The organism is Herpetosiphon geysericola, assembly GCF_001306135.1.
In the GTDB taxonomy this organism is placed as follows: Bacteria; Chloroflexota; Chloroflexia; order Chloroflexales; family Herpetosiphonaceae; genus Herpetosiphon; species Herpetosiphon geysericola.
In genome coordinates this window covers 1-22204 of the sequence record NZ_LGKP01000012.1, presented here as the reverse complement: position 1 = coordinate 22204, position 22204 = coordinate 1, and the positions used below count along the sequence as shown (strand labels likewise).

The following is a 22204-nucleotide window of genomic DNA, read 5'->3' as shown; positions in this document are numbered from 1 at the left end:
TGTGATTGGGGTGGCTTTTTATTTGCGATGGCGGCGAGGAATCAAAGTTAAAGGTAGGTTGGGTGGCGCTGGCTCAAACGATTTCAATTGAGCATCACCAGTTAATATTTCAACAGCATAATTTTTTGCATAAAATGCTGCCACATCAATAATCATTGCATCACCAAACGAAAGTTTGTGTTTGGCTTGTTCAGGCCATGAGTTAATTAATGATCGCAATTGTTGCTCTAAGTTAGGCTGACCTGTAAATGCAGCCCATGGGCTTTCGTCATTTAACGTTTTACCCACTATATCCATCAGTCTCTGAGCTATAGGAAAAATATCCCCATCAGCCTGAGCAATATGATTACCTGTTTCAATCAACGAAGCCAAGGGCAAAACAATCGTAGCACCCTGCTCGATGTACTTTTCAATAATTGTTTTAACTTTTGAATAATTCCATTTATGATCATGGGAGCCACAGGTTGTTTTACCTGGAACTTGAAGCCAAACACAGAGAATTGAGGTATCAATAACTAAAACTTGCTTCATTCCCCTTGCTCCTGCTCAGCCTCAATTGCTTGATCAAGTTTGCCAGTCGTTGCCAAATAACCAACGCCACCGCTCGCCAATAGTTTAGGCAATGCATCAAGCTCATCGAGCAAGGTTAATTCGCTATAGCCTTGGGGATTGCGGTGGGCAACCGTGATAAAGCCAATGTAATCAGGAGTCATTGCATCGAGCAAGGCAGGATTATGGGTCGTAACCAGCACATCAATATTCCGTTTGACTGCAATTTCACGCAACATCTCCAGCAGTAGTTTGGCACGTGATGGGTGCAAGCCATTATCAACTTCCTCGATAATCAAATTACTGCCTTCTGGCCGGGTCAATAAAGCCGTCAGAATTGCCAAAAAGCGCAACGTTCCATCAGACATGCCGCGAGTATCAATGGTAAAGGTCTGACCATTTGGCCATGTTTCTTCACAATAGATCATTGCATCACTATTAAATTTACCAACTTTTTCGACCCATACCTTACCAACATCATGCTCAGGGAGACGTGTTATATAATCAGATATTTGTTTTTGTAGACCTTTGCGAAATTCCTCATCAAAAGAAGCAATGATACCACTTATATTAGAGCCATCTTTTATCAATAAAGATGATATTTTTGAGAAACTACGCATTCTATTAGGTATTGGATCGAAAACAAATATATTACGAAATATTTGAATGATATATTTAATGGTGCTATTAACTAATTTATTATCATTTATTTTAAATACTTGACTTAGTATACTTTCTCCTGATGTTGTAATTCCAATTTTATCATAAGAATTATTTTCACTTAGAATATCTAATCTGAATATATTAGAATCATCATTATTGGTTTCTGTTCTATATAAAAATAATCCTTTATCTTTTTCTTCATATAATTCTAAAGATTCATATTCAATATATATGTTATTTTTTACATTAATCCTAATCGTATATATATATTTCTCTTGGATGTTATCCATTTCATTCTGATGAATCTCAACCTCTAATTCGAACGAACCGTAGCCCTGTAAAACACACCACTCAGCTCCGCCACGCAAATTGCCTAGAGCTTCTTGTAATTCTTCGCCATCGGCTAAGGCTTTTAACAAGCTCAAAGCATCAAGCACATTCGATTTGCCGCTAGCATTCATGCCAATTAAGACCATCATTTGGTCGAGGTAGAGGGTTGTATCCAGAAAGCTTTTCCAGCGGCGAAAGGTTATTGAGTGAATCATAAGCAACCTCAGGCATACGGAGCAGTTGGCTCATTATACTCTAGGTAAAAAAACGCCAGGCGCTTGGGTTGAACCAAGCACCTGGCGAGAAGATCAGCCAACGACTAAAGCTTAGTTGCGGCCAACCACCGGTAAGTAGACAGTTTGAGTTGCGCCTACTTCTTTGGTTACAATCGTCTTGTTGCCATAGCTATCGGTCACTTCTACCCGAACCGTGTAGGTCATGTCGGGGTCAGTATAGGTATGGCCAACTGGTGTGCCAGCTGGCGTCGTAACAATGGCTGAGCCATCGCCGAAGTCCCAGCGATATTCGACTGGCACTGCATCGTACTCTGAGGTCAAATCAACATCGAACATGGTTTGTGAGCCACTTGGGGTGGTCAAAATCATGCCGGTTGCATCGTCCCACAAGACTTTAAAGAAGGTTTCGAGCAATTCTTGGCGGCTAGTGGTGCCAGTCAAGTTGTTGACCCCTTCTAGGCCGAAGGTGGTGTAGATTGAGCGACCCAAATAGCTGATGCCTGGGTTTTCCAAGGTTGGTTGCGCACGATGGTAGCGACCAGTCGTCGCTTCTTCTTCACCAGCAACCGAGAACAATGAGCGAATCAACTGATCGCGGTTTGGATCGAAGTCGGTGCCATACAGCGACTCAAGGGCATCAACACTGCGTTGGTTGCGAGCGCCGTCGCCCAAGTTAGCATTGATGTTAATTTCCATGTCTTGGAAGACTGCTGGAGCTTGGGTGGTAGCGGTCAATGGTTTGGTAACCGTAACCACGTTCGATGAGTTAATGTTAGGGCGCAGGAACTCACCACTCAAGACACTCGCATAGAAGAATGATTCAGTGTCGGTGCTCGTTGAATTGAGCACTTGAGCCAAATTCTGACCCATCGCGATGATCGTCCCGCCATTGTTGGCGTATTCGGTCAAGCGATCCATATCCAGCGCGGTCAATGGGGTTGCAACCGTAAACTCACCGTTGCGGCGGTCGTAGTTGCCAGTGAAATAGACAATCGCTTTATATGGATACAGTTCTTCAGCTGGTGGCAAGAAGGTGCTAACGCTGCCAGCCATATCATCAACATCCAAGACTTGGTAGCTCAAGCCAATTTCTTCAAGGGTTTCAGTGTAGTAGCGAGTCACATCGATGTATGCACCACCAAGCGATGCGCTACCGTCGTTATCAATCACCAACACATCAACATTAGCAGCGGGCTTGGTTACCCGTGCCCAAGCTGGCATGTGGGCATCGTGGGTTGGGCCATCAAGCACAATAAAGCCTTGATTATCGCCATAGCCACGTCCAGCCAAGCTGTTGAAGGTTACAGTGAATTGAGCGCTCCCATTTGCTGGGACAGCAATCGTATTGGCAGCCAGCGTTACGCCAGCCATTGGGGTAATGTTGTTGAAGCCAGCACCAGTGTATTGGGTGCTGATGCTATAGGTTTCGGCAACGTTGGTTGCGTTGGTGACCGTCACCAAGATTGATTTGGTCGTGCCACTCAAGACTTGGCCGAAGCTCAAACTTGGTGGGCTTAAGAAGACACCTGGGTTTGAAGCTTTGCTCAAATCGATCCGGCCAGCGCCCATATCTAAGGGTTGAGCTGGTGAACCATCAGCGACCGTAACCCCAATGTACTTCGAGGTACTCATCAATGCCGATTTAATTTGATCGTTGGTCCAGCTTGGGTGCGCTTGGCGTAACAAGGCTGCTGCCCCTGCAACATGCGGTGCTGCCATCGAGGTACCCGATGCAGTGCCATAGCCAAGGTGACGGGCTTCGCCAGTCGCGCCTGGGGTGTAGCCATGCGAAAGGATATTCACGCCAGGAGCGGTTACGTCAGGCTTCAAAACATCGCCAACGCCTGGGCCACGGCTGCTAAAGCCAGCAATGACGTCTGGGGTGCTTGCAGCGATGTAGGTCGATGGGTTGATTTCAGCAACTGAAGCAGCGCCATGTTGGTTATACCAGTTGACCAAGCCAGTGCCTGGGGTATAGCCAATCATAATCACTGGAATAGTTACTTGAGCACCAACAGCACCAGGAGCCATATTGATTAAGGTATTGCCATTAGCTGCATTGTTATAAATCACGACAAAGCTAGCACCGGCGTTTTGGCCATTCAAGGCCTTAACCCCGAATTCACAGCTACCACGTTCGATCAAGGCAATTTTGCCAGTGAATGTCCCTGCTGGGAATGCATTACAGCCTAAGTTATTCGCTGGCTGAGCTACCCCTGCTGGTAAATAAGGCAAGGTTGCAACGCTATTGACTGGCGCGCCAAACCCAGCAGCTGCAATCGGAATCGTTTGCAAGGTTGGTGAGATTGGGGTTGGTTGGGTCACATCCAAACGCCCAGCAGCAAAGGTGCCTTGGGTCGTGCTGGCTGCTACCACAATATATTCATCTGATGGGTGATCTGAGGTGCCTTTGTTAGGGCCAGCATTCCCAGCCGACATTGACACAAAGATCCCAGCATTTGAGGTATTGATCAAGGCAGTATCAAGGGCATCGAATTCGCCACCGATGCTCCCTGGGCCACCACCCCATGAGTTGTTAACCACGTCGGCTTCGTCGGCCACAATATCTTCAAGGGCTTCAATCCCTTCAGCATTGTAGAACGAGCCAATCCCGTTGACACTTGCATAGAACACGCGATAGCTCATGATCCATGCTTTAGGTGCGACGCCGCTCATTGATGGCAAGGTCAAGCCGCTAAAGGTTGCGGTTACAACATCGCCAGCAGCAATCCCAGCGGTGTGAACACCGTGAGGCGTGCCATTCACACCTGGCCATGGGTTTTGGTCGCCATTAGCTGGGCCGTCCCAATCGCGGAAGTAAGTCCGTGAAGCAATAATTTTGCCGTTATTGTTTTGGGTATCACCCAAGCCGTTTGGCTCATAGCCTGGTGGGTAGCTGTAGCCTACACCGCTAAACATTGGCGCATCTTTGTGCACGCCACCGTCCATCGAGGCAATTTTAATCCCAGCCCCAGCATTGCTACGGCCCCCAATTTCAGCACTGTTCCACAGAGCTGGTGAACCAATCAACGTATTGCTCAAGTGCAAATCTGCTTGTTGTGGCAAGTCAAGGTGCACAGCTTTGACGTTTGGCAATGAGGCTAAAATCTTACGGGCATCGTCACGTTTGGCATCGCCAACGTTCACGGTCATCCCGTTGAAAACCACGCTATAACGCAGTTCGTCTTTAGCGCCAAATTCATCGATGAAGGTTGCAACGCTTGAGCCTGGCAATGCTTTGCTCATATCTGCCACAAAGAGGGTTTGTTCAGCCTCTAATTGTGCCAGATAGGCTTTGGCATCGGCAGCCTTAAGGTCTAAACGTTGGTTAGCGGTACGAGCCTTATTGGTACTTTTGCTCCAAGCAGCTAAGGCAGGTGATTCCAACTCTACAATCAAGCGGGGCGAAGCTTTCACAGCCTCAGCAACACCATCACTGGTTATAGGATTCGTATCAACCGTTACTGGAGCTTTTTGCGCTGTTGTAGCGACTGGCTGTGCAAATAAGCTAATCACCAAGGTGAGTAAGCTGAAAATCACAGCCCAACGTGGAAGGAAACGATTCACCAGTCCTCCTTGTAGCGCTTTGCCAAACCCTACCAAATGACCGTAGTTAGCAGTGGAGTTACCTGTGGATATTTCATTGAGGTAGGCGGCGCTAAAAATGCAGATACTGAATATTATGCACTGATCTCTTGAGTTATGCAAATAGGTCTAGCGAAGCTACTACTGAGCTACAAACACCCCTACCATTGATCGTTGGAGCAAGAGATGAAGCCACTAGCAAAGCGGCTTCACCTCTAAAATCAACGCTCATAATAGCGAGCCTGAAAACGATTTATTGGCTAGCTTGGTTCAAATAGTCAAGCGCAGCAGGGGTTAATTCGAGCTTGGCGGCCTTGATCAGATCGTTAACTTGATCAAGCGTAGTAGCACTGGCAATTGGTGCAGTAATGCTTGGCCGCGCAATTTGCCATGCCAAGGCCACTTGCCCAGGCGTTGCCTGCAATTCAGCAGCAACCTCATCAAGCGCCTTGAGAATCGCCCAACCACGTTCATTCAGATAACTCCGCACGCGCGAACCACGGGCACTTTGGCTCAAATCGGCTTCACTGCGATATTTGCCAGTCAAGAAGCCTGAGGCCAAGGTTGAATAGGGAATCACGCCCACATCTGCTTGTTGGCAAACTGCTTCTACATCGCCCTCATAACTGTCACGATCATAGAGGTTGTACAACGGTTGTAGGCTTTCATAGCGAGGCAGATTATGCTGCTGGCTAATATCCAGCGCTGCTTGCAAGCGTTCAGCGCTATAATTCGAGGCCCCAATTGCCCGCACTTTGCCTTGTTGAATCAGCTCGCCAAATGCAGTTAGCGTTTCTGCCAACGGCGTTTCAGCATCATCAACATGGGCTTGATAGAGATCAAGGTACTCGGTTTGCAAGCGTTGCAATGAGCCATCAATCGCTTGAGCAATATTGGCCTTAGAAAGGCCTGTGCCAGCGCCAACTTTGCTCAAAATAAGCAGATCGTCGCGGCGCTGCCGTTGTTTAATCCACTCACCAATGATGGTTTCCGATTCGCCACCCTGGTTGCCCTCGACCCATGCAGAATAGACATCAGCAGTGTCGATTGCATTCAGGCCTGCATCGACAAAGGCATCAAGCAAACGAAAGCTTTGCGCCCGATCAACCGTCCAGCCAAAAACATTACCCCCAATCACGAGCCGAGGAATTCGCAGTTCCGATTTACCAAGTTGACGTAGTTGCATCAAAAAAAATCCTTCTATACCCACAGCAATAGTTGCTAGTTGGTTGATATATTAATAGTAGCACCAGAAATTCCGCTGAGCCATGCTAGTTTGCTGCTTAATCAACAAAACCTACCCCTTTTCAGGATAGGTTTTGCGAACTATCAACTAAGAGCTAAACCGTTATTGCAGTTCAGCCAAGAAACTCGTGCCATGCAATGGCGCTTCTAGCCCAAAGATCTCAGCCAGCGTCGCCGCCAGATCGCTCAGGGTTTGGCGCGTGCCTAAATTAACAGCTTTCGCCAAGGCTGGGCCAAACACCAATAGCGGCACATACTCGCGGCTATGGTTTGAGCCAGGCGTGGTTGGGTCAACACCATGATCAGCAGTAATCACCACCAGATCGCCATCCTTGAGTTTGGCTTGAATATCCGGCAAGCGCTGATCAACCGCATGTAAGGCGTTTGCATAACCAACTGGATCATTACGATGGCCATAGATCATATCGAATTCGATTAAGTTGGCGAACAAAAGCCCTTCAAAATCTGCATCAAGGAATTCGATAATCGCTTCCAAACTTGCAGCATTATCAACGGTATGGTTTGAAACGCTAATCCCACGATTGCCAAAAATATCGTCAATTTTGCCAACTGAGTAGACGCTTTTGCCTGCGGCGACCAATTTATCCAAAATCGTTGGCGTTTCTGGAGTTAGGGCATAATCGTGGCGGCGTGCGGTACGTTTAAAGGTTGCTGGGCTATTGCCAATAAATGGCCGCGCAATCACCCGCCCAACTGCATGCTCGCCCACCAACAGCGCACGGGCTGCTTCGCACATCGCATACAATTCGCTTGGCGGAATCACATCTTCATGGGCTGCAATCTGAAACACGCTATCTGCCGAAGTGTAGACAATTGGCGCCCCAGTTCGAATGTGCTCCATGCCCAATTCTTCAAGAATTTCGGTGCCCGAGGCCGATTTATTGCCAAGCACATCGCGGCCAATCTGTTGTTTAAATGGTTCGATAATTTCAGCAGGAAAGCCATCAGGATAGACTGGAAATGGCGTTGCTAAGACAATCCCCATCATCTCCCAGTGGCCAGAAACTGTATCCTTGCCCTTCGATAAGGGCTGCATTTTGCCATAGCTACCCTGCGGCGCGGTTGGGCACGCAACACCTTGCAGCTCGCTAACACAGCCAATCCCAAAGCTAGCCATGGTTGGCACGTTCAAGCCATTGACTGCTGCCGCTGTGTTGGCCAGCGAGTGGCTGCCAACATCGCCATATTCAGCAGCGTCAGGGGCTTCACCAATCCCCACGCCATCCAAAACAATCACAGTTACCCGTTTAATATCCATCTAAATTCTCCTTATAAGCCATAAAGGGGCCGGGGGCTGGGGATCGGGATTCCGTCCTATGCCAACCGCCTGTTGCCAAACCCTCTAATTTCCTGATAGCCAAAGTCCGAATACCTTATCCTCTCTGCGCCTCTGCGTTAAAACTCCTCTTCGTGTCCTTCGCGGTTCCGCACGAGGGATCGGGTGTCAGGGGCTGAGGATCAGTTGCTTGTACCATTCCCAATCCTAATCATTTTTCGCTAGCCGCTAGCCTTTCATCCCTCATCCTTCGGTTGTTCTGCGCCGCTACGTTAAACTCCCTTCACGCCCTTCGCGTTCTTCGCGGTTCCGTCCCTTCGTGCTCTTGGTGTACTTCGCGGTTCCAGTGATGCGCAATTATCCCATCTGAAAAACCGCTTAACCCTATGCCTCACTATTATACGAGATCGACCTGAACAAACGAACGATGGTAGAATACTCGTCGGATTCATGTAGTTGAGGATGGATAGAACTATGCGGCGCTGGTCGATTACGAGCTTATTCTTAATCCTGATCTTGGCAAGTTGCGGAGCCGAACAAGCTGCTCCAACCAGCCAAGGCCAAGCAGGCAAACTCAAGGTTGTTAGCACGGTTTCGCCAATTACCAACATTATCTACAATATTGCTGGCGATAAAATTAGCTTAACAGGCATCGTTCCCGAGGGCGTTAATTCGCATACATTCGAGCCTGTGCCTTCGGATGCCAAAACCTTGGCCCAAGCAGATTTGATTTTCATCAATGGACTTAATTTAGAGGAGCCAACCCACAAATTGGCCGAAGCCAACAAGCAACCAAGCGCCGAAATCATTTTGCTCGGTGAGCAAACGATTACCCCAGAGCAATATGTCTACGATTTCTCGTTTCCCAAAGAGGCTGGCAGCCCCAACCCACACCTCTGGACACACCCGCTCTATGGCTTGCGCTATGCAGAAATTGTGCGCGACAACTTAGTGCGTCGCGATCCAAGCAACGCCGAGTATTACAACGCTAACTACGCAGCGTTCAAAACTCGCGTCGAAGCCTTTGATGTAGCAGTAAAAAAGACGGTTCAGAGTATTCCCGCCGAAAACCGCAAGTTACTCACCTACCACGATTCATGGGCCTATTTCGCGCCGCATTATGGCATGACGGTGATTGGGGCAATTCAGCCAGCCGATTTTTCCGAGCCATCGGCCAAAGATGTTGCTGATTTGATCACCCAAATTCGCAAGCAAAAGGTGCCAGCGATTTTTGGCTCCGAGGTATTTCCTTCGACAGTCTTGGAGCAAATTGGCCGCGAAACAGGCGTAAAGTATATCGATAGCTTACGCGACGATGATTTACCTGGCGAGGTCGGTACACCCAATCACTCCTACCTCGGCTTGCTCACCGAAGATCTGCGAATTATGGCCGAGAATCTTGGCGGCGACCCAAGCTTAATTGCCAATTTCGACACCAGCAACATTCCAGGCAGCGATAGCAACGTTATCCAACAACAATAGGGAGCAAGGCTTGTATGCAGCCAATTATTGAGTTACGCAATGTCGGGTTGCGCTATGCAGAGCGCCTCGTGCTCGATCAAATTAATATTCATCTGCACCACGGCCAATTTGCGGCGCTAGTTGGGCCAAGCGGTGCTGGCAAAACCAGTTTATTGCGCTTAATTTTAGGCTTGCATGCTCCCAGCCATGGCCAGATTCTGACCCATGGCAAGCACCCAGTCGATGGTCAAATTCCCACGATTGCCTATGTGCCACAGCTTGAAACGGTTGATTGGAATTTTCCGGTGACAGTTGAGCAAGTTGTGGCCATGGGCTTGGTGCGTCAAGCTAATCCTTGGCCATGGTTGCGCAAAAGCGAGCGCCAAGCAGTGCAGGCGGTGCTGGCCCAACTTGAAATTGAACACCTGGCCAAACAGCATATTCGCAATCTTTCTGGCGGTCAGCAACAGCGGGTCTTTTTGGCCCGCGCCTTAGTTGCCAAACCAGCCATGTTGGTGCTCGATGAACCAACGACTGGGATTGATCCACGGTTGGCTGAATCAATTTTGCATCTGCTGGCCGAGCTGAATCAACAAGGCATGACGATTTTAATGACGACCCATGATTTGAATGCAGCGGCGGCCCATGTGCCATGGATTATTTGTCTGAATCAAACCATCATCGCCCAAGGCACGCCCGAAGCGGTGTTTACCCCCGCCGTGCTCGAGCAAACCTATCATAGCGATATGGTTGTAGTGCAGCACGAAGGCATGCTGTTAATTCAACAACGCCCGCATGGTCATAGCTACCGCGATTTAATTCCCAACCCAATTATTGGCGAAGTGCTGAACCCAGCCATGGAGAACCCAAGTGAACCAGCTTTTAGAACCGCTGAGCTTTAGCTTTTTTCGCTATGGCATTCTTGCCGCAGTGCTAATTGGCAGTTTGTGTGGCCTGTTGGGCGTATATATTGTGTTGCGTGGCATGAGCTATATTGGCCATGGCTTATCGCATGCAATTTTTGGCGGCGCAGTCGTTTCGTTTGTGCTGGCATGGAATTTCTACCTTGGCGCTGGTTTGTGGGGTTTTGCTGCCGCAGTATTAATTAATCAAACTGCACGCCGCACCAAAATTAATGCCGATGCAGCAATTGGGATTGTTACAACCGCAAGTTTTGCGATTGGCGTGGCCTTAATTAGCCGCTATCGCAACTTTACTCGCTCGTTTGATGCAGCCTTGTTTGGCAATATTCTAGGCGTAACCAACAGCGATCTTTGGGCAATTGGCGGAGTATGCATTATGGTTGGGTTAGTTGTATTTTTCAGTTACAAACAACTGCTGTTCATGACCTTTAATAATGATGTGGCCCACGTTTATGGTGTGCGTACCAATTGGCTGGATACCCTGTTTTCGTTGATGCTGGCCGCAACCTTAATCGTTTCAATGAAAATTCTGGGCGTGACGCTAATCGCTGCTGCCTTGGTTATTCCACCTATTACTGCGCGGCTCTTGACCGATAGTTTTCATCGGATGCTTGGAATTTCAACCGTCATTGGCGGTTTAACTGGCTGTGTTGGCATGTACCTGAGCTATTTCTTCGACCTTGCTTCGGGAGCGACGATCGTATTGACCCAAACTGGTTGTTTTATGGTAGCCTTAGGTATCGCCGCCTTGCGCAAACAACTGCGCAGCCGCATGATTCACACCCACGTTTAGCGCGTCAAGGCTCGCAACTGGGTTAGATTCTCAATATAGCGCGTCAAGATGCTCCGTAATTCAGCCAATGAGAACGGTTTCGCCAGAAAATCGGTAAAACCTGCTTCGCGGCAAGCTTGGCGCGTGTCCTCACCTGCATAGCCACTGACGGCAATCACCGGAATATCAAGGCACTGCGAATAGCCGCGCAGTTGTTGCAACAGCTCAAAGCCGTTTTCGCCAGGAAATGAGAGATCAAGAAAAATTAATTGGGGATGGAGTGTGGTAAGTGCCGCCCGCATTTCATCGCCACTACTGACCGTCACCACCGTATGCTGCGAGCGCGACAAAATACGCACCCAAAACGCCTGCATCAAGCCACTGTCATCAATTGCTAAAATAGTTGCCATCTATGTCCTCCTTGGCAATGCTCCATTCACGCTAAAATGCAGCCTCGCGTGCAACAGCACAACTTCAATATGGATAGTCTACCCCTAACACGTAGGCAGAAATGAGGCGCAATAGTGTTGTCTTCAACGGACGGAGAGTAATATAGCCATGGGGGACAATTGGCCTATGCAGTATAGTTTTGGCAGTTATCAAGCTGAGGCGGTCTAAGCTGCTATGATCATTGCTGGTTAAAATGAATTTGGGCTACATCGTGAGTGCTGGTTGTCCACAGCAGGCTATCCAAAACAATGGCTTGAACGCCAAGCGCTTGCAGGCTAGCAAGGCTAGCAAGGCTGGCAGCACTACAGATTAATGATGTATTGCTCAATTCGCGCAACCGTTCAACCCCCCAAAGCAACAATGGCTCAATCGCCGGCCCGAGCAAGCGCCCATAGTGCTCTCCATGCTTGGCCCGCGGCCCCGAACCAAGCATGATGCCATCGATTGATTGGGGAATGCTGGTTAATTGGCTAATTTGATCGGTTGCAACTTGCAGCAGTAGCGGAGCTTCCCATTGATTGCGCACCAGTTCGACCCAGCGCACAAGGTGCTGCAATTCGCCACTTTGCTCCACATCGAGCACAACCGCCGCCCACTCGCCTTCCTGCAAATTACGCAGCAATTCTTGGAGGTCTTGCAGGTTGCGTGGCTGTAACGTCAGCAACACTGGCAGATTAAGGGTTTGCCAATGGGCAGCATCGCGTTGCGCCCGCCGCCATGTGCGGGTCGATGAGCGATACAACACGCCGCCAGTGGTTGGCAGCAGTTGCAGTGCTTGATCGCGGGTTCCCAGCGGGTCGGTAATAATTGCCCCAAGATTCGCCATATTTGCCAAGCGATCAGTGCCTGCGCCAAAGCCACCGCAGCGCCCAAGTACAGCGTTGGTCAGCGTCAAGCCATATGGGTTGTGAGGCGCAAGATCAATTGGCATCGCTTGGGGTTCCTTGGGTTTGGTCGTGCTTTTTCAAGGCTTTTTCAATATCATCAACCAACGTGCGCGCTTCTAAAAGATCCAAGTGGGTTTGTTCGTGGGCATATTGAATCGCTGCCAAACGATCGCCGCGAATCAACAAGTCCAAAATATCTTGGCGCACATCATCGCGAATGTTGGTTGTGCGCACATGGCGATCCATCGCTCGCGCCTGAAAACGCAAGCGTTCGCGATAGGTTTTGGTGCGCATAATTAGCAGGGTAATTAAGCCAATTGCCCCGATAATGACGACCAGTGCGCTCATAATTCCATCCATAAATATGCCCTCGGTACGTTAAGCTTGCGGCCATTCAATGTTGGCAAACGCTTGTTGGCCAGGCCCTTCGGAAACCCAAACCCCAACCATCTTGAGGGTATTAACCCCATCGTGGTGCAAGCGCTCGCTTAATTCAGCACAAAAATAGCTTGCCAATAGTTCAGCCGTAGTGTTTTCAATTGGCAGCAGAATTACTTCGGCCAGCGGAAAAACATAATATTTTTCTTCGTAGCACACCGTAATGTGCTGCTCGTCTTGGCTATAGGCAATTTTCGCATTCTCAGCGGCCAACAACACCCGATGATCGAGTGTGCGTGCAATTTCAGTAGCATGTTTTTTCAACACGCCAAAATCTACCACATACTTATCTTCACCCAAAAAGCCTTCGACCTCGACGGTTACGCGATAATTATGCCCATGCAGGCGTTCACATTTGCCGCGCATGGTAATAAAATGCGCCGCTGCAAACCCAAGTTGATCCTTGGTTACTTGCAAGCGATAAATACGTTGGCTCATGCCAGAGACTCCTCAATGTGGCAGGTATAACACTGTTGGCACAACCGAAAGGGTACGCCTGTATGACACGGAGTAACCAGATTTTCCCGCGAGCCACAACAGCGACAAACACTGAGATTTTCAATATCATCAGCGCGCCAAAGTTGCGCCCGTAGCTCCAATTTGGGAATTGGCTCAGTGCGGAGAATTGCTAAATTGACACAAACCGCCGCCGGAAAAATTTCCTCGACGTTGGCATACAGCAATTGGGGATTCCACACCACCTCGTCACCGACACAAATATCTTTCATGCGTGGATGTTGGCGAATTTTAAATTTCATAATGTCACAACGACTACTAGGAATGGGCTGATTGATAAACTGTGCTAGTCATATTCTAGCGCATCTGTGCAGCGGTCGCCAAATCCGCAGGCGTTACAACGCCATGGTTCTTCGTGCGATCGTTCAACCTCTGTTAACGTCAGATCAGCGCGCATTATGGCGAGCGTTTCGATCAAGGCCTGATAGAGTTGATCAGTCCAATCGACCTGGAAGGTATGTTGGGCATACCGCAACAAACCATAGCGCGGGGCAACCCCAGTTGCTTCTTCAAGCAACAAGCAATAGGCCGCCAGCTGCAAAATATCGCCTTGGCGTGGGCTGGTTGCTTGGCGCTGCGGCTTAACCTCAACCGGAATCAAGGCCTTGCCATCGGCCAAAACATAATCGGGCTTGCCAGTTAATTGATAACGGGCTGAGAATAAGGGTTTGCTCAATTCGCGCCGCGTTGTATCGTGATAAACCACTGCACGCCAAGGCAGGCCCGTGCTAGCACGCAAGGCATTGCTTCGTCGCCACAGCCACAGGCCAAGCAAGCCCAAAATGATCGCTAGCCAAATCATGCAAATACCAAAGCTAAGCCAGCCAGCAACAACAAACCAATGGCTACAGTGCGCAACCATTGGCTTTGTTGAAGATCCCGGCCATGGCGTTGATGCGCCACTTCGCCTTGGGCTAAACGTTCAGGAAAGCGTCCTTGCCAGCCGCATTCACGCCGCAACCACCAAGCTCTGGCACAAAAATCATATTCGCCAAGCTCGCTGGCGCGGATAATCGGCTTACGCGCTGGCATTGGCTTACGGTCTAACGATTGGGGTTGGCGTTGGCGGCATGGTAATCGCTGGCTCGCCACTAATGATATTGCGCACGTCGGAAACCGTAATTAACAGCATCAGACCAAGCAACATCATCATGCCAATTGCATGCACCACTGCTTCGCGCTCGGGCGGAATTTTTTTGCGTCGAATGGCTTCGATCAAGGCAAAAATAATCCGGCTACCATCAAGCGCTGGAATTGGCAGAATGTTGATCAAGGCCAAGTTCAAGCTCAACAAGGCGGTAAAATTCAGGTAATCGCGCAAGCCTGAGCGGGCTACTTGCCCCGTCAGGCGGGCGATACCGACTGGACCAGCCAAGCCACCTTCTGGCGCTGGATTCGTGCCCAGCAAACCGCCAATCAACATCGCAAAACCCATAAACATCTCGCCAAGCAAGCGAAAACTATAGGTAAACCCATTGACGATTGCTTGAAAAATATTAACTGATTCGCGGGGATTGCCCAAGCCAACCCCAAAGCGATAGCGTTGCGCTTCGGCACTATATTGGGGCGTAACGCTCAAGGTTTGTTCAACCCCATCACGCTGCACAATCACATCGACTGGTTTGCCTGCACTGGTTTCGACCAAACGGCGCACATCTTCATCGGCACTAATCGGCGAGCCATTAATCGAGACAAACACATCTTCAACCACAAAGCCTGCTTTCGAGGCAAATTCGTCGGTTGAAGCAACCATCACTTTATCAAGGTTTGGGTAGCCCCAAATTGCAAAAATAACTGCAAACATAATGATTGCAGTAATCACATTGGCAATTACGCCAGCTGCCATCACTGGAATCCGGCGCCGGGGTGGTGCAGAAGCAAGGCTATCGGGGTCGTCAAAGCCGCCTTCTTCGCCAGCAAAGCGCACAAAGCCGCCAAGTGGTAGCCAGTTGAGCGTAAACGGAATGCCCTTGCGCACGAACAACACTTTGGCGCGTGGCGGTAACCCAATGCCAAATTCTTCGATCTTAATGCCCATTTTGCGGCCAACCCAATAGTGGCCCAGCTCATGAACAACAACTAAAAAGCCTAAAGCGGGAATAACCGCAAGCCACGCCAAACTGCTAAAATCCATAAAGATCTCCCGTGGATAGTGGTGTACGGCTACGCAAGCCGCGATTGAATCTTACTTGAGTTACCTAGTAGCGTCAACCGCTTTTGATGAGCAAGTTGTTAACAAGGATGAAGTCAAAAAAGAGCATAGAGCATAGAACATAATCCTCACCATCTGTAGCAATCTGTGCCAATTTATGGCCAACGGCAAGGATGAAGTCAAATTCAAAAGGCAAAAGTCAGAAGGCAAAAGCTAAAATGGGGATCGGGAATCGGAGATCGGAAGTCAGGGGGCAGACACTAATTTTATTAATAGAAGCATAATTCGTGCAATTCGTGCAATTCGTGGCTAAAGCTTTTGGTCGATCATGGAGAATCCCAACCAACTTCCGCTACCCCAAAGCCTATAGCCTATCGTCCTTCGTGTAGCTTCGTGTCCTTCGTGGATCAATATTTTCTATGCTCTAACTTTACCCAACGTGCCAATTTGGATTATAATCAACGTGCTGGCCAATACAGAAGTAGGGCTGAATTGGTCTTGTCGTTTTCATTTTTGCGGGAGGTCGAAGATGCCCTTCTACCACAAACTTGGCAACATTCCACACAAGCGCCATACCCAATTTCGCAAGCCAGATGGTTCGTTGTATTCGGAACAGTTGATGGGAACCAAGGGATTTAGCGGGGTCGAAGCCCTGTTGTATCACCATTATCCACCAACTGCGATTCTCAAAGTCGAAGACCTTGGTTCAACCGCGATCGAGTTGGAGCCAGATGGGGCGCTGCGCCATCGCCACCTCAAAACCTTTGCCCACAAACCAGGCGGCGATCCCATCGGTGGTCGCAGGATGTTGTTGGTCAACAACGATGTACGCATGGGAATTGTCCACCCAACCGAGCCGCAAACGTATTTTTATCGCAATGGCGAAGGCGATGAAATGCTCTTCATTCACGAAGGCGAGGGCGTGCTCGAAACGATTTTCGGCAATATTCCCTATCGCCGTGGCGATTATTTGGTGATTCCGATCGGCACAACCTATCGGGTCAACACCAATGGCACGCCAACCAAAATGTTGGTGCTTGAAACCATGGGTGAAATCACCACCCCCAACCGTTATCGCAACGAACATGGCCAATTGCTCGAGCATGCACCGTTCTGCGAGCGCGATATTCGGGTGCCGCTAGAGCTTACACCGCATGATGAAAAAGGCGAGTTTGCCGTGCATGTGCGTGCCCATGGCCGCATGACCAAGCATGTGCTCGACCATCATCCATTTGATGTGGTTGGCTGGGATGGTTATCTCTATCCATTTGCCTTCAATATTGAAGATTTCGAGCCAATTACTGGGCGTGTGCATCAACCGCCACCAGTGCATCAAACCTTCAGCGGACCAAATTTTGTAGTCTGCTCGTTTGTACCACGCATGTTTGATTATCATCCTGAGGCGATTCCAGCACCCTACAATCACTCAAATGTTGAGAGTGATGAAGTGCTGTATTATGTTGAAGGCAATTTTATGTCAAGACGCGGCGTTGATCTTGGCTCGATTACCTTGCACCCATCGGGAATGCCGCACGGGCCGCACCCAGGCACCGTCGAGGGATCGATTGGCAAGGCAGCGACCGAAGAATTGGCAGTGATGGTCGATACCTTCAAGCCACTGTATTTGACCAAAGAAGCCTTGAGCCTCGAAGAACCAAGCTATACCTATTCATGGGTCAACCACTAAAAAGCTCAATCGCTAAACCAATCAACACCCCTCTTCCATTTGCTGGAAGAGGGGTCTTCGTTTAAGAGTTTAGGCATGAATCAAGCTGCATTTTTGCGAGTCACCCGGCGTAGTACAATTTGGCTATGCAGATCGCGCCAATCATACACTTGGTAACGATCCCATCCTGAATCAAATTTCGGTGCTGACTGTGGCCTTTGCGCATGATTGACAAGCATTCGACAACTCGCTACAATAGCACCACTAGGCAGTGGTGACACCAATGCACGATGAATCTCTCATTGATCAACTCAGTGATTTAGGCTTAAGTCGCTATGAATCAACGGCCTATTTGGGGCTACTTGGTCGGCAATCGTTCTCGGCGGCGCAACTCGCAACCCATACCAGCATTCCGCGCCAGCGAATTTACGATGTGTTGCAATCGTTGTCTAGCAAAGGCCTAGCTCATGAACGGATGGGGCCACGCCGCACCTTTGTGGCGGTCGCTCCAGAACAAGCTTTGCCAGCCCTACTTGCCGAGCGGCGCAGCGTGATGGAACGCGAATTGGCCGATGCCCAAACCATCGCCCAAAGCTTGGTTGCAACCATGCAACCGATCTACACCGAAGGCAGCAACGAAGATAATCCGTTGGATTATATTGATGTGTTGCTTGACCCACGCCAGATTAGCGCCCGTGCTTGGACTTTGGCTCAACAAGCCGACCACGAAATTTTGGCCTGTTTCAAACGGCCCCTGGTTTCGAGCCTAGAGGAAAATGTGGCCGAAGTGCGAGAACCACGCTCGCGCGGCGTGCAATATCGGGCTTTATATGAGCTGAGTGCCTTGGAAGATGAGCAATTGCGGCCAGTGTTGGCCCAATTTCGTAGTCTTGGCCAAGAATTGCGGTTCGTGCCACAACTGCCAATTAAAATGAACTTATTTGATGGTCGGGTGGCTTTGCTTTCACTGCAAGATCCCATCACGGGGCGACCATCGATCACGGCGTTATGTTTGAATCACCCATCGCTAGCGCAAACCCTGCGGGTAGCGTTCGAGGCATTCTGGGCGCAAGCTCAGCCCTATAGCGAGTAATTGTTGCGGCGTTTTCATCAGAAGGAGCCTATCAATGACGATGGCAGAACAAGAAACCACCACTACGACTGATCCTTTAGCGTTACGTGGCATCGATTATGTCGAAATGTATGTTGGTAATGCGCGCCAAGCAGCTCATTACTATCGGACGGCCTTTGGTTTTACGCCGGTTGCCTATGCAGGCTTGGAAACTGGCAGCCGCGACCGCGTTTCGTTTGTCATGCAACAACGCAATATTCGCTTGGTCCTGACTGGCGCGCTTAATCCCGATTCGCCAATTGCCGAGCATGTAAAATTGCACGGCGACGGCGTAAAGGATATTGCGCTCGAAGTTGAAAATGCGACTTCGGCGTTTGAAGCAGCCTTAGCCCGTGGCGCAACCGCTGTGCTTGAGCCAACTGTCTTGGAAAGCAAATGGGGCAAAGTCGTCAAAGCAACGATTCGCACCTACGGCGATACAGTCCATACCTTCGTTGAGCGCGACGGCTACACAGGCACGTTTATGCCTGGTTACAACAAAGTCAAAAACCCACCCAAGTCGGAATCAACAGGCTTGGCAGCAGTTGACCATATCGTGGGCAACGTCGAGCTTGGCAAAATGGATGAATGGGTCAATTTCTATGCCCGCATCCTCGGTTTTAGCCAATTGCAACAATTTACCGACGACGATATTTCCACCGAATATAGTGCCTTGATGTCGAAAGTCGTCCAAAACGGCACAGGCCGGATCAAATTCCCAATCAACGAGCCAGCAGAAGGCCGCAAAAAATCGCAAATCGACGAATATCTCGATTATTATTGTGGCCCAGGTGCTCAGCACATTGCCTTGATTACGCCTGACATTATTCAAACTGTCAAGCATTTACGCGATAATGGCGTAGAATTTTTGCGCACCCCAGATACCTACTACTCAGCGTTGGCAGGCCGCGTCGGCCATATCGACGAAGACTACAATACTTTACAAGAATTGGGTATTTTGGTTGATCGCGACGACGAAGGCTATCTCTTGCAAATCTTCACCAAACCAGTTGGCGACCGCCCAACCGTGTTTTACGAGATTATTCAACGCAAGGGCAGCCGTGGCTTTGGCGCAGGCAACTTTAAAGCCCTTTTTGAAGCGATTGAACGTGAACAAGCCAAACGTGGCAATTTGTAATTAATCGCCAGCACCAAGCCCGCAGCGCTGCCCTACTCAGCACTGCGGGCTTGGTGGTTTTAGGCAGGTTTTGGGTATGCACTAGTAGGATTCCCTAGCTGGATTTTAATCCCGTCAATGCTAAGGTATAACGAGCCATATCTACCACCAATAGAGCTGTTGATCGCTATCGCACGATCATGCAGTTAAGGCCTTAGCAAAGGGAGAATCCTATGCCTCCATGGATCGACCAGCCAACCCCACGTGAGCTAGAAATCGCTGAAATGAGCATTATTGGCTATAGTTGCGAAGAAATCGCAGGCCACTTAAGCATTAGCATCACCACCGTGCGCACCCATTTGCGCAATATTTACGCCAAAATGCAGGTTTCAAATATTCGCGCATTAACCATCTGTTTATACAAACTTGAGCGGCGGAGTGGCTTCGATTGGAAAGCTCAACCTCGGCAGTAAGTAACGTTCTGCTACTGGACACCAATTGTGTTTGGTATTTTAGCCAATGGCAGAACATTATCCAAAGCTTATTGTGCCAAAATCACAAATGGGACAACAACCGAAAACTGTGGTTCAGGCACGTCAACAACTGGTACAATCGTCGATTGCACAATCGCGCTAGTTCCTTTTGAATTGCGAAATTGAGCATAGACTGTATCTGCCTTTGGTAAACTCACATACTCGCTAAACGGTTGCCATTGGTCATTAGACATGCCGTCAATCCAAACGACCATCTCTACATTCGCTACTGAATCACCTGCAATTGATAAAGCAATCGTCATAGTGGTATCAGTTCGCTCATAAATCTCAACCGCTCCCGTCAGCGGATTGGGCATGGTTTGGGCTGGTTTAATCAATGGGGTTGATGCAACTTCATACTTGGTGAAAACCTTGGCTAGATCAACCATTGGCAATTGGGTGAGCATTGTGGTGCGTTGATAGGTCACAATCCTCTCATACGTCCAATTAGCATAATTCCAACTCAGCAAATCCGCAGCTCCACCCATATAACCAGGATCATTAATCGTGTAGTTCGCAGCGCTTGAACCAGAACCCTTGTAGACGACAACCCAATGGGTATTCGACCCACGGCGCATACCCAATATTACTGGACCAGCTGCAACCAATTGCTGCAACCTAGCCCAACTAAATCCATAGTTTTGGGGATTACGCGCCGTTCCCATACTACAGTTCGCCCCAACACGCCAATCAAAGGGACACGCTTTATTACCCATGCACTGACTTAAGATAGCAGGATTCGTATTCGCCCCATAATGTTTAAAAATCATGGCGGCTGAGGTTAAGGTACAACCACAAGCCCCGATTTTATTACAGGGAGCCGAACAACCACCCAAATTGGCATTGCGCCACGCAGGGTCAACTTGCGAAAAGAAAGGCATTTCAGTTGAAGGCGGTTGTGGGGTTGGCACAGGGGTAATCCCACAACCAGGCTTTTGATAGAGCGTAAAAGAGGAAGCACTATCATTAACTACTGAGCCATCACTATAGAAATTATCGTTGAGGAATGAATCTGTTGTATTCAAACAAACGCTTGGGCCAGCTTGATTTGGATCACGAAACAGCCAGATCGACCAGCCTGGCCGTAAATTTATTGACGAAATCGCATTATCACAGCTGGCATGAAAATTAGCACGCTCTGCACCAGTTGAGAAACAGGTTTGGCCTTGAAAACTCGGATCATTAAAGACTTCTAAAGGGTTTAGCGGACTACAAACTGGACTATTGCTTACAACGAATGACGACATCGAATCATTTAAACCACTTCCATCCTGATAGGTGTTATCGGTCAAAACCGGATCGTTTTCAACAAAACAACGACTTGGGCCGGTTAAATTTTGGTCACGATAGACCCGAACTGACCATCCAGCTAAAACTTTTAATGAAGAAATTTGATCATTACAACTCGTATGGATATTGCTTGATTCTGCTCCCGTTGACCAACAGTGTCCTCCACCAAAATTTAAATCAGTGTAGACATCAAACACGTTGACAAGCGCTTGATCAACCTGACTGAGCTGCTCATTAGAAGCAGCAAGCGAGCTTGGAATGGCAAAGAGTAGGCAGAGTAGCAAGGTGATCACTAACCCGAAGCGGTTTTTCATTAAGCAACCTCACTGACTAAGATAATAGATGCTATGGGGCAATAACGGCTCGGTATTACCCCATAATCACTATAGTCAATGCATAATCGCTAGTACATCGTATTAATTAGGTATTATTGAACATTGTTCCTCACTCGTGGCCAATTTTGCCGATAGTTTACGGAATTTTATTCGTGAAATGTAGGTAATTTGTGGTTAAGCAGAATATCATCATGCTACTCTGTAGCATTTGTGGCTACAAATAGCCTTCGCGCCCTTCGCGTGCTTCGTGGTTTCGCTGCTTCGTGGATGAAATTTAACGCAGAGGCGCAGAGTTGCGAAATTATGAGGATGAATCCCATAGGCTATAGCCAAAAGTCTATAGCCTAATCATCATAATCTGTGCTCATCTGTGGCTAAAAACTTAACCTTCGCGATCTTCGCGTGCTTTGTGATTTCGCTGCTTCGTGCGCTTCGTGCGCTTTGTGGATCAAATTTAACGCCCAAAGGACACGAAGCAAAATGTTCGTGCCCTTGATGGTTTAAGACTAACCTACCTATCCCATAGGTGGTAACTTAAGCTCTGACAGGCTTAGGGATAGGCATACAAAGAACCTCGTGGTATGCTGGAAGCAATCACCCAACCAGCAGCACGAGGTTCCCCATGCATTCTACCACACCACCCGCCCA

General features: G+C 48.8%; 21 protein-coding genes. 7 read left to right on the top strand and 14 right to left on the bottom strand.

The window, feature by feature from the left end:
- Positions 1 to 18: 18 nt before the first annotated feature.
- The 5 genes from SE18_RS06415 to SE18_RS06395 all read right to left on the bottom strand — a co-directional run bounded on the left by SE18_RS06415 (position 19) and on the right by SE18_RS06395 (position 7887).
- Entirely contained in the window at positions 19 to 531 is a 513-nt protein-coding gene (locus SE18_RS06415; RefSeq protein WP_054533607.1) for a hypothetical protein, read from the bottom strand.
- The gene (locus tag SE18_RS26680; protein ID WP_083469753.1) at positions 528 to 1757 is read right to left on the bottom strand and encodes an AAA family ATPase; all 1230 of its coding nucleotides are present in this window, start codon (positions 1755 to 1757) and stop codon (positions 528 to 530) included. Before SE18_RS26680 ends, SE18_RS06415 begins: the two co-directional genes overlap by 4 nt.
- Before the next feature lie 111 nt (positions 1758 to 1868).
- A complete protein-coding gene (locus SE18_RS28240; protein ID WP_054533605.1) occupies positions 1869 to 5345 on the bottom strand; it encodes a S8 family serine peptidase in 3477 nt (1158 codons plus the stop codon).
- Positions 5346 to 5616: 271 nt separating this feature from the next.
- The gene (locus tag SE18_RS06400) at positions 5617 to 6549 is read right to left on the bottom strand and encodes an aldo/keto reductase (protein WP_054533604.1); all 933 of its coding nucleotides are present in this window, start codon (positions 6547 to 6549) and stop codon (positions 5617 to 5619) included.
- A 162-nt stretch (positions 6550 to 6711) separates the two neighbouring features.
- A complete protein-coding gene (locus tag SE18_RS06395) occupies positions 6712 to 7887 on the bottom strand; it encodes a phosphopentomutase (RefSeq protein ID WP_054533603.1) in 1176 nt (391 codons plus the stop codon).
- A gap of 492 nt (positions 7888 to 8379) precedes the next feature.
- Between SE18_RS06395 and SE18_RS06390 the strand changes: the two genes are divergently transcribed.
- The 3 genes from SE18_RS06390 to SE18_RS06380 are packed head-to-tail and all read left to right on the top strand — an operon-like array spanning position 8380 to position 11082.
- Positions 8380 to 9387 (top strand): metal ABC transporter substrate-binding protein, encoded by a 1008-nt coding sequence (locus SE18_RS06390; RefSeq protein ID WP_054533602.1) that lies wholly within the window; start codon positions 8380 to 8382, stop codon positions 9385 to 9387.
- Between the two features lie 14 nt (positions 9388 to 9401).
- A complete protein-coding gene (locus SE18_RS06385) occupies positions 9402 to 10268 on the top strand; it encodes a metal ABC transporter ATP-binding protein (protein ID WP_054533601.1) in 867 nt (288 codons plus the stop codon).
- Entirely contained in the window at positions 10237 to 11082 is an 846-nt protein-coding gene (locus SE18_RS06380) for a metal ABC transporter permease (protein WP_054533600.1), read from the top strand. The genes SE18_RS06385 and SE18_RS06380 overlap by 32 nt, the downstream gene beginning before the upstream one ends.
- Here SE18_RS06380 and SE18_RS06375 read toward each other — a convergent pair.
- The 8 genes from SE18_RS06375 to SE18_RS06340 form a co-directional block, all read right to left on the bottom strand.
- The gene (locus SE18_RS06375) at positions 11079 to 11471 is read right to left on the bottom strand and encodes a response regulator (RefSeq protein ID WP_054533599.1); all 393 of its coding nucleotides are present in this window, start codon (positions 11469 to 11471) and stop codon (positions 11079 to 11081) included. The genes SE18_RS06380 and SE18_RS06375 overlap by 4 nt on opposite strands.
- A 218-nt stretch (positions 11472 to 11689) precedes the next feature.
- A complete protein-coding gene (locus SE18_RS06370; protein ID WP_054533598.1) occupies positions 11690 to 12442 on the bottom strand; it encodes a hypothetical protein in 753 nt (250 codons plus the stop codon).
- Entirely contained in the window at positions 12432 to 12746 is a 315-nt protein-coding gene (locus tag SE18_RS06365) for a hypothetical protein (protein ID WP_054533597.1), read from the bottom strand. The genes SE18_RS06370 and SE18_RS06365 overlap by 11 nt, the downstream gene beginning before the upstream one ends.
- A gap of 30 nt (positions 12747 to 12776) precedes the next feature.
- On the bottom strand, positions 12777 to 13274 hold the full coding sequence (locus SE18_RS06360; RefSeq protein WP_054533596.1) for a 6-pyruvoyl trahydropterin synthase family protein: 498 nt from the start codon (positions 13272 to 13274) through the stop codon (positions 12777 to 12779).
- Positions 13271 to 13594 (bottom strand): hypothetical protein, encoded by a 324-nt coding sequence (locus tag SE18_RS06355; RefSeq protein ID WP_054533595.1) that lies wholly within the window; start codon positions 13592 to 13594, stop codon positions 13271 to 13273. Before SE18_RS06355 ends, SE18_RS06360 begins: the two co-directional genes overlap by 4 nt.
- 44 nt (positions 13595 to 13638) lie before the next feature.
- Positions 13639 to 14154, bottom strand: a complete 516-nt coding sequence (locus SE18_RS06350) for a CRISPR-associated protein Cas4 (protein WP_054533594.1) — start codon at positions 14152 to 14154, stop codon at positions 13639 to 13641.
- Positions 14151 to 14384, bottom strand: coding sequence for a hypothetical protein (locus SE18_RS06345; RefSeq protein WP_054533593.1), 234 nt, complete (start codon positions 14382 to 14384; stop codon positions 14151 to 14153). The genes SE18_RS06350 and SE18_RS06345 overlap by 4 nt, the downstream gene beginning before the upstream one ends.
- Before the next feature lie 4 nt (positions 14385 to 14388).
- Positions 14389 to 15486, bottom strand: coding sequence for a M50 family metallopeptidase (locus SE18_RS06340; protein WP_054533592.1), 1098 nt, complete (start codon positions 15484 to 15486; stop codon positions 14389 to 14391).
- 547 nt (positions 15487 to 16033) lie between these two features.
- Between SE18_RS06340 and SE18_RS06335 the strand changes: the two genes are divergently transcribed.
- From SE18_RS06335 to SE18_RS06320, 4 genes are all read left to right on the top strand, one after another.
- The gene (locus SE18_RS06335) at positions 16034 to 17191 is read left to right on the top strand and encodes a homogentisate 1,2-dioxygenase (RefSeq protein WP_054533591.1); all 1158 of its coding nucleotides are present in this window, start codon (positions 16034 to 16036) and stop codon (positions 17189 to 17191) included.
- Between the two features lie 262 nt (positions 17192 to 17453).
- Positions 17454 to 18263 carry a TrmB family transcriptional regulator gene (locus SE18_RS06330; protein ID WP_054533590.1) on the top strand — a complete coding sequence of 270 codons (810 nt, stop codon included), beginning with the start codon at positions 17454 to 17456 and terminating at the stop codon, positions 18261 to 18263.
- Between the two features lie 34 nt (positions 18264 to 18297).
- The gene (gene hppD, locus SE18_RS06325; protein ID WP_083469752.1) at positions 18298 to 19419 is read left to right on the top strand and encodes a 4-hydroxyphenylpyruvate dioxygenase; all 1122 of its coding nucleotides are present in this window, start codon (positions 18298 to 18300) and stop codon (positions 19417 to 19419) included.
- A 212-nt stretch (positions 19420 to 19631) separates the two neighbouring features.
- The gene (locus SE18_RS06320) at positions 19632 to 19871 is read left to right on the top strand and encodes a helix-turn-helix domain-containing protein (RefSeq protein WP_054533589.1); all 240 of its coding nucleotides are present in this window, start codon (positions 19632 to 19634) and stop codon (positions 19869 to 19871) included.
- Between the two features lie 68 nt (positions 19872 to 19939).
- Here SE18_RS06320 and SE18_RS06315 read toward each other — a convergent pair whose 3' ends face one another.
- On the bottom strand, positions 19940 to 21535 hold the full coding sequence (locus tag SE18_RS06315) for a peptidase inhibitor family I36 protein (protein ID WP_054533588.1): 1596 nt from the start codon (positions 21533 to 21535) through the stop codon (positions 19940 to 19942).
- Positions 21536 to 22204 lie beyond the last annotated feature (669 nt).